General features: G+C 61.4%; 6 protein-coding genes. All 6 read right to left on the bottom strand.

Going from position 1 to position 8,418, the window contains the following annotated elements; all coding sequences use genetic code 11:
- On the bottom strand, positions 1–137 hold a 137-nt coding region (locus HEP82_RS19475), incomplete at its 3' end, for a hypothetical protein (RefSeq protein WP_192459563.1).
- A complete protein-coding gene (gene nirB, locus HEP82_RS19470) occupies positions 134–4,255 on the bottom strand; it encodes a nitrite reductase large subunit NirB (RefSeq protein ID WP_192459562.1) in 4,122 nt (1,373 codons plus the stop codon). The genes HEP82_RS19475 and nirB, both read right to left, overlap by 4 nt.
- Before the next feature lie 15 nt (positions 4,256–4,270).
- Positions 4,271–5,065 carry an ABC transporter ATP-binding protein gene (locus HEP82_RS19465; protein ID WP_192459561.1) on the bottom strand — a complete coding sequence of 265 codons (795 nt, stop codon included), beginning with the start codon at positions 5,063–5,065 and terminating at the stop codon, positions 4,271–4,273.
- A gap of 10 nt (positions 5,066–5,075) precedes the next feature.
- Complete coding sequence (gene ntrB, locus HEP82_RS19460; protein WP_192459560.1) at positions 5,076–5,990, bottom strand: nitrate ABC transporter permease; 915 nt, start codon at positions 5,988–5,990, stop codon at positions 5,076–5,078.
- Positions 5,991–6,002: 12 nt separating this feature from the next.
- Positions 6,003–7,259 carry a CmpA/NrtA family ABC transporter substrate-binding protein gene (locus HEP82_RS19455; protein ID WP_192459559.1) on the bottom strand — a complete coding sequence of 419 codons (1,257 nt, stop codon included), beginning with the start codon at positions 7,257–7,259 and terminating at the stop codon, positions 6,003–6,005.
- A gap of 681 nt (positions 7,260–7,940) precedes the next feature.
- A complete protein-coding gene (locus HEP82_RS19450) occupies positions 7,941–8,219 on the bottom strand; it encodes a winged helix-turn-helix transcriptional regulator (protein WP_407938306.1) in 279 nt (92 codons plus the stop codon).
- Positions 8,220–8,418: the final 199 nt, after the last annotated feature.

The following is an 8,418-nucleotide window of genomic DNA, read 5'->3' as shown; positions in this document are numbered from 1 at the left end:
CCCTTAACGCACAAACGCCCCCGGTTGGCGGGGTGTTCCGGATCGCCGGCGATAACGACAGGGCCGTCCGCTTGCCGATCGGCGATCACCCCGCAACCGACGCCGCAATACGGGCAGGTGGTGCGGCAGCCGCTCATAATGCCTCCGCCAGCACGGTCATACCCAGCGGCTGGCTCGCTACCCAGATGTCATCCTGTTCAAGACGTACCGGCCACACCTGCACCGCCAGACGGCCATCATCCGGGCTGACGCCGTCACGTAAGCGAAAACGCTGTTTGTACAGCGGCGAAATCACCACCGGTTCGCCCGCGATATCGCCGACGATACCGCGCGCCAGCACATTGGCGCCGCTGGCCGGCTCCCGGTTATCCAGCGCGAACAGCCCAGCGCCCTGCCCCGGCGCATGGAACACCGCCACCTGATGCGGCCCGACGCGCACCGCCATACCGGTATGCGCCGGAATATCGCTCAAGCGCCCGACTCGCAGCCAGTTGGCCTGCGTGCCGTCTATCCGTAACGTCGGCGGCGTTTTTTCTTCCGGTCTGGCCGGCCGTGGCTGGTTGCGCTCCGGCACCATCACTACCGATTCGTCCGGGGTATCGCTGTTGAGAAAGGCGCGAAACAGCGCCCGACGATCCGGTTGCGTGACGGTGGTACGCCATTCGCACTGATAGCTGTCGACCACCTGTTGCATCTCGCTTTCCAGCTCCGCCGCGATACCGAGGCTATCGTCGATGATCACCGCCCGCAGGTAGTCGACGCCGCCGTCCAGATTATCCAGCCAGGTACTGGTGCGTTGCAGCCGGTCGCCGGTGCGGATATAGAACATCAGCACCCGGTCGATCAGCCGGATCAGCATGGCGGTATCCAGATCGCTGGCGAACAGGTCGGCATGACGCGGTTTCATGCCGCCGTTGCCGCACACGTACAGATTCCAGCCCTTGTCGGTGGCGATGACGCCGATATCCTTGCCCTGCGCTTCCGCGCACTCGCGGGTACAGCCGGAGACCGCCATTTTGATTTTGTGCGGCGAGCGCAGACCTTTGTAGCGGTGCTCCAGCGCAATCGCCAGCGTGGTGGAATCCTGCACGCCGTAGCGGCACCAGGTCGAACCGACGCAGGATTTCACCGTGCGCAGCGACTTACCATAAGCGTGGCCGGTTTCAAACCCGGCGTCGATCAGCGTCTGCCAGATATCCGGCAGCTGTTCCAGCCGTGCGCCGAACAAATCGACACGTTGTCCGCCGGTGATCTTGGTGTAAAGCCGATAGCGCTGCGCCACCTCGCCGATGGCGATCAACCCCTGCGGGGTGATTTCGCCGCCGGGCACGCGCGGCACCACCGAATAGGTGCCGTCTTTTTGAATATTGGCCAGGAAACGATCGTTAGTATCCTGCAACGGCAGATGATCCGGGCTGAGCACATAGTCGTTCCAGCAGGATGCCAGCATGGAGCCCGCCAGCGGCTTACAAATTTCACAGCCCAACCCCTGTCCGAATCGAGCCAGCAGCTGGTCGAAGTGACGAATTTGGTGCACGCGGATCAGGTGATACAGCTCCTGACGCGAATAAGCGAAGTGCTCGCAGACATCCTTTTTCACTTCAATGCCGGATTGCGCAAGCTGGTACTCCATCACCTGCTTGAGCAGCGGCACACAGCCACCACAGCCGGTGCCCGCCTTGGTACAGGCTTTTAACGACGCCAGATCGGTGCAACCCGCGTCCACCGCGGCACAGATATCCGCCTTGGTGACGTTATGGCAGGAGCAGATCTGGGCGCTGTCCGGCAACGCCGCCACCCCGAGCGCTTTCGGCGCCGCGCCGTCCAGCGCCGGCAGGATCAGCGACGCCGGCTGCGCAGGCAATGGCATGTCGTTGAGTTTCATCTGCAACAGGGTGCTGTAATCACTGCTGTCGCCCACCAGAACCGCCCCCAGCAGCCGTTTCCCGTCCGCCGAGACGATGATTTTCTTGTAAACCTCCCGCGGGCCATCGTTCCACTGGTAACTCTGGCTGTCCGGCGTCGCGCCGTGGGCGTCGCCGATGGACGCCACATCCACCCCCAGGAGTTTGAGCTTGGTGCTCATGTCCGCGCCGGTAAACGCGCTCGTCTTACCCGCCAGCCCGTCCGCCACGACACGCGCCATCTGATACCCCGGCGCCACCAGCCCGAACATCTGCCCCTGCCACAGCGCGCATTCGCCAATGGCGAAAATATCCGCGTCGGCGGTGCAACAGCGATCGTCAATCAACACGCCGCCGCGCGGGCCAAGCGTCAACCCGGCGTCACGCGCCAGGCGATCCTGCGACCGAATACCGGCGGAGAACAGCACCATGTCCGTTTCAAGCTGGCTACCGTCGGCAAACGCTAGCCGATAGCGGGCCTGCTCGCCGGTCTGTATGGCGCGGGTTTCTTTGCCGGTGTGCACCCGCACGCCCAGCGCTTCAATCTTGCGCTTCAGCAATGCCGCGCCGCCGTCGTCCAGCTGTACCGCCATCAGGCGCGGCGCGAATTCCACCACATGGGTTTCCAACCCGAGCTGACGCAGCGCGTTAGCGGCTTCCAGCCCCAGCAGGCCACCGCCGATCACCACACCGCTACGGGCTTCACGCGCCTGTGCGGCGATGGCGTCGAGATCATCCAGCGTGCGATAAACCAGACAGCCGGGATGATCGCTGCCGTCAATCGGCGGGACGAACGGATAAGAACCGGTGGCCAGCACCAGTCGATCGTAGGCGGTCTCACGACCGGCGGCGTCACGCACACAGCGGCGCTGCCGATCAATCGCCGCTACGGCGCAGCCGACGCGCAGTTCAATACCGTGCTGCTCGAAAAATCCCGTGCTGACCAGCGACAGCGAGGCGGCGCTGCGTCCGGCAAAATATTCCGACAGATGAACCCGGTCATACGCGGGGTGGCGTTCTTCGCCAAACACCACAATGTGGTAATCCCGGTGCAGGTTACGTTCCACCAATTGCTCAAGAAAATGGTGTCCAACCATACCGTGTCCAACCACCACCAATACGGGTTTACTCATCACAGACGTCCTTACAGCTTCAGGCTGTTCATCAGAAAAAGGGCTGGCCAGCAGCAACGAGGCGGGAACCGGAACGTTGTCGGCCTCCATGGCTGACAATAACGACGCGCTATCGCCGACATAGCCATACAGCAATGCGCCGCACAGGCGGCCATCACGAAAAATCAGTCGGCGGTAGTGACCGCTAAGCGGATCGGAAAGGGTGTACTGGCGATCGTCGGCCTGCGGCTCCAGCGCGCCAGCGCTGACCACATCCACCCCGCTCACCTTGAGACGGGTCGCCAGCGGCGTCGGGACATAGTCGGCGATCGGTTGTCCCGCCAGCCGGTGCGCCAATACCTTGGCCTGCGCCAGACAGGGCGCTACTAACCCGACGGTTTCACCGTTTACTTCACTGCACTCCCCCAGCGCGCTGACGGCGTCATCCACCGTGCGCAGCTGACCATCCGCCAGAATGCCGCGACCACACGGCAAACCGGCGTCCCGCGCCAGTTCAATCACGGGTTGCACCCCCGTGGCGATCACCACCAGACCGGCTGAAACGCGCTCTCCCTGCGCCAGCATGACCGCATCCACCTGCGAGGTTCCCACCAGTGCCGAGACCTGAACGCCGGTCAGGCAGCGGATCCCGCGCGCGGCGAGGTTCTCTTGCAACAACGCGCTGGCAGCGCCGTCCAACTGGCGCTCCATCAGGTGCGGGTGACGATGCAGCAAGGTGACGTCGGCACCGCGCTGACGCAACGCCGCTGCCGCCTCGATCCCCAACAGGCCGCCGCCGATCACCACAACAGATCGTCCCTGATGCACCGCCGCCAACATCCGTTCCACATCATCCAGCGTGCGAAAACCCATTACGCCCGGCAGCTCGATGCCCGGCAGCGGCGGCATAAAAGGTCGTGAACCGGTGGCAATCACCAGATGGTCGTAGCGCAGGCGACGATGTTCCGTCGTCAGTTCGCGAGCGCAACGATCGATACGCAGCACTTTCTCGCCGGTCAGGTAGTCCACCCGCAGCGCGGGCGAAGGTGATGCCAGCACGGTATCGGCGAACGTTTTTTCCCCGCCAAGCACCGGGGAGAGCAGTACGCGGTTATAGCTGGCGCGCGGCTCACTGTCGATAACCACAACGTGGTAGATCCGGGGCGCCAGCTCCCCCAGACGCCGCACCAGATGGGCGCTGGCCATGCCGTTGCCGATAATCACCAGACGAATGCTCATGCTGCCTCCTGCGCCTTATGCCGCGTGCGGCTGCTTCTCGTACAAAAAATGCAGCACCTGCTGACGGTACTGGTGATAGCGAGGCTCATCCGCCAGCGCTACGCGCGAGCGCGGTCGCGCCAGATCCACCGTCATGATTTCACCGACCGTCGCCGCCGGGCCGTTGGTCATCATCAGTACCCGGTCGGACAGCAACACCGCTTCATCGACGTCGTGGGTAATCAAGACGATGGTGGTGTTCAGTCGCTGTTGGATCTCCATTACCGCATCCTGCAGATGGGCGCGGGTCAGCGCATCCAGCGCGCCGAACGGCTCGTCCATCAGCAGCACTTTGGGCTTCATCGCCAGCGCGCGGGCGATGCCCACCCGCTGTTTCATGCCGCCGGAAATCTCGTGCGGGCGTTTGTCGAGCGCGTGCCCCATATGCACCCGTTCCAGGTTGTGCACGATCCACTCATGCATCTCCGCCTTGCTCATCTGGCCGCGGAACACCTGCCGCACCGCCAACGCTACGTTGTCGTAGGTGGTGAGCCACGGCAGCAACGAATGGTTCTGGAACACCACCGCCCGCTCCGGGCCGGGGCCGACGATTTCACGGTTGTCGCACAGCAGGCCGCCGCTGCTCGGCAGCGTCAGCCCGGCGATCAGGTTCAATAGCGTGGACTTGCCGCAGCCGGAGTGGCCGATGAGGCTCAGGGTTTCGCCGGTATGGATATCAAAACTCACGTTATCCAGCGCCAGAAACGGCCCGCTGGCGGTGGTAAACCGCTGGCTGACTTGCTGAATACGGATAATCGGTTGTTGGCGCATCGGGCTCTCCTTAACGGTTTTCGTAACTGAAGCGGCGGGCCAGCAGCATCAGCCCCTGTTCCAGCAGCAGCCCCACCACGCCGATGATGAGGATGGCGATGATGATGTTGGGCACATTGAGGTTGTTCCACTCGTTCCAGATCCAGAAGCCGATACCGACGCCGCCGGTCAGCATTTCAGCCGCCACGATCACCAGCCAGGCGATGCCGATGGACAGACGCACACCGGTCAAGACGCTCGGCAGCACCGCAGGCAGCAGAATCTTGTACATGATGGTGAATTCGGACAGGCGCAACACCCGCGCCACATTGAGGTAATCCTGCGGGATACGGCGTACCCCCTCGGCGGTATTCAGGATCATCGGCCAGATAGAACAAATGAAAATGGTCCAGCTGGACGCCGGTTCGGCGCGCTGGAACAACAGCAGCCCGATCGGCAGCCAGGCCAGCGGGCTGACCGGGCGCAACAGCGCAATCAGCGGGTTGAACATCGCCGCCATAAACCGGAAACGGCCGATCAGGAAACCGGCGGGGATCCCCACCAACGCCGCCAGGCCGAAGCCGACCGCGACGCGCCGAATCGACGCCAACACGTTCCAGCCGATGCCCTGATCGTTAGGGCCGGCGATGTAAAACGGGTCGGCAAAAATCGTCAACGCCGCCTGCCAGGTCTGCCACGGCGTGGGAAAGCCTTTGCTGTTCAACGCCGCCAACTGCCAGACACCCAGCAACAGCAACAACCCCAACATGCCCGGTAAAACCAGACTCAGTACGCGAGTGAGACGCGACCACGGCGCAACCACCGGCGCTACCGGTGTGACGTCGACCGTTTTGACCGTATTTTCCGGCAGAGAGACGATCTCCGCGCTGACGACCGGCGCGTCTTGCTCCGGCGTAAGAGGGATGACATTGGTCTGCATTTTCATCGTCGTGCTCCGTTATTTTTTCACGCTAAAGCTGTTGGCATAACCGGTGGGATCGCTGCCGTCCCAGCGCTTTCCATCAATCAGCACGCTGCTGCGCATGTCGCTACCGGGCAGCGGCACATTACCCACCGCGCTGGCGGCCTGCCGGTAGATATCGATGCGGTTAACCTGGCGCGCCACGGCCAGATAATCCGGCGCCTGTGCCGCCAGCCCCCAACGTTTGAACTGGGTCAGGAACCACATGCCGTCGGACAACCAGGGGTAGTTCACCTCGCCGCCGCGGTAAAACTGCATGGCGTGCGCATCCTGCCAGACCCGACCGGCGCCGTTGTCGTACTGGCCGAGCATGCGGCCGACGATGGCCTCTTCCTGGGTGTTGACGTAGGCGCGACCGGCGATGACACGGGCGGTTTCCCGCCGGTTATCGTCGGAGGCATCGATCCAGCGCGACGCTTCCAGCACCGCGGCGGTGAGTGCGCGGGCGGTATTGGGGTTGGCGTTGACCCAGTCGGCGGTGGTGCCGAGAATTTTTTCCGGATGATCCGGCCAGATGTCCTGCGAGGTGGCGGCGGTAAATCCCAACCCTTCGATGATGGCGCGCTGGTTCCAGGGTTCGCCCACGCAGTAACCGCTCATGTTGCCGATCTTCATGTTAGTCACCATCTGCGGCGGCGGCACCACCACCGTGCGCACGTCGTCAAACGGATTGATGCCGGCGGCGCCCAGCCAATAATAGAGCCACATGGCGTGGGTGCCGGTGGGAAAGGTCTGAGCGAAGGTATAGGTGCCCGCCGGGCTGGCGGCGATGTATTTTTTCAGGCTGGCGCCATCCGTCACGCCGGCTTCGCGCAGCGTGTTGGCCAGCGTGATGCCCTGCCCGTTATTGTTGATGGTCATCAGCGAAGCCATGTTGTGTTGTGGGCCGCCCGCGCCGACCTGTAAGCCATACACCAGGCCGTAGAGTACGTGAGCGGCGTCCAGCTCGCCCGATACCAGCTTATCCCGTACCGCGGCCCAGCTGGCTTCTTTGCTGGGGACGATGGTGATGCCGTATTTTTTGTCGAACCCTTTTACCGCCGCCATCACCACGGAAGCGCAGTCGGTAAGCGGAATAAAGCCCACCCGGACGTCTTTTTTTTCCGGCGCGTCGGAACCCGCCGCCCAGGCGTGGTTCATCACCCCCGGCAGCAGCAGCGTGCCGCCCAGTGCGGCGCTGCCCGCCAAAAACTGACGACGGGAAAATGTTTTGGGGGATTGGGAATCACTCATTGACGACACCTCAGCCATTGCGCCACTGCCGCGGCGAAAAATAAAAAAGGCGCCCACAAGACATGCGAAATCCGCATGCTTATGGACGCCTTTGCCCGAAGGTTCCTCCCACGCCGCCATTAGCGGGGAAAAACCGCGATAAATTGTTAGCAGAGATATAGCAAGAGCTGTGCCAGAGTAAAAAACAATGCGTTTTACCGTGCTGCACCCTGCGGCAACACGGTGCAAAACTCGGCATAGAAATGAAAAAATGTGATGAATATCAATAGAAATAGGGCGCTGGGCAGGATTCGAACACCGCAGGCAACCGAATGGACAGGCAGCGCATCCACTGCTGATACGTTCACGGCACCTGCACCGTCGTCAGGCAGTTCGCGCACGCTTTATGTGCATATCACGCTCTACCTCTTCAGCCCATGGCGACCACAACCGTGATGCCGCGAGGTATCCGGTGTTATCAATACGGGATGATCTGAACCGGGATATCGCTGGACGCTCACGGTATTCAATACCGCCGCAAGGGTAGGAAAATATTTCCATATCAAAAGGTTGGTTCAGAATGTGCGGGGATAATCCCGTAGAAGAGCTCCTCGTCGCCGAATACTCGCTCACGCCGTTCAACGGAACGAACATAGACCGCACTGGGCAATATCCACGCGGGGCGATGGCACCGGGTGATATTCACCTGACGTTTTGCGTAAATGTTTCACGCGCCCTGGCAATGGCATGTTGATTATCCCAAGCCCAGTCGAGCAGCGTTCTTAACGGGGTCAGGAAGGAGACGCCTATTTCGGTGAGGGCATAAACGACTTGTAGTGGCTTACCTGAATAGACGGTACGACTGATAAAACCATCTTCTTCCAAACGTCTCAATGTCATGGACAGTACCTGCTTTGATATATCACCAATGGCGCGTTGTAATGCATTAAAGCGTTGAGGCCCTTCAGCAAGGTGCCCCAGAACCCGCAGGCTCCAGCGATCACCAACACGATCAACGATATCGCGGACAACACAAGGCTGGTTAAAATCAGTGCCAGCGGGAGTGTTAGAAATTCTGTGTCATTCCAGTAGTATATAATCAAAAAGGAATGACATATGTCCCAGCCCTTCGATTTCGATAAAGCGCTTAAAGCCCTCCAGTCTGGTCAGGCATTAACGG

This window comes from Musicola keenii (assembly GCF_014855505.1).
Taxonomy (GTDB): Bacteria; Pseudomonadota; Gammaproteobacteria; order Enterobacterales; family Enterobacteriaceae; genus Musicola; species Musicola paradisiaca.
Note: the sequence above shows the minus strand (reverse complement) of the source record. Positions and strands in the feature narration are given on the sequence as shown.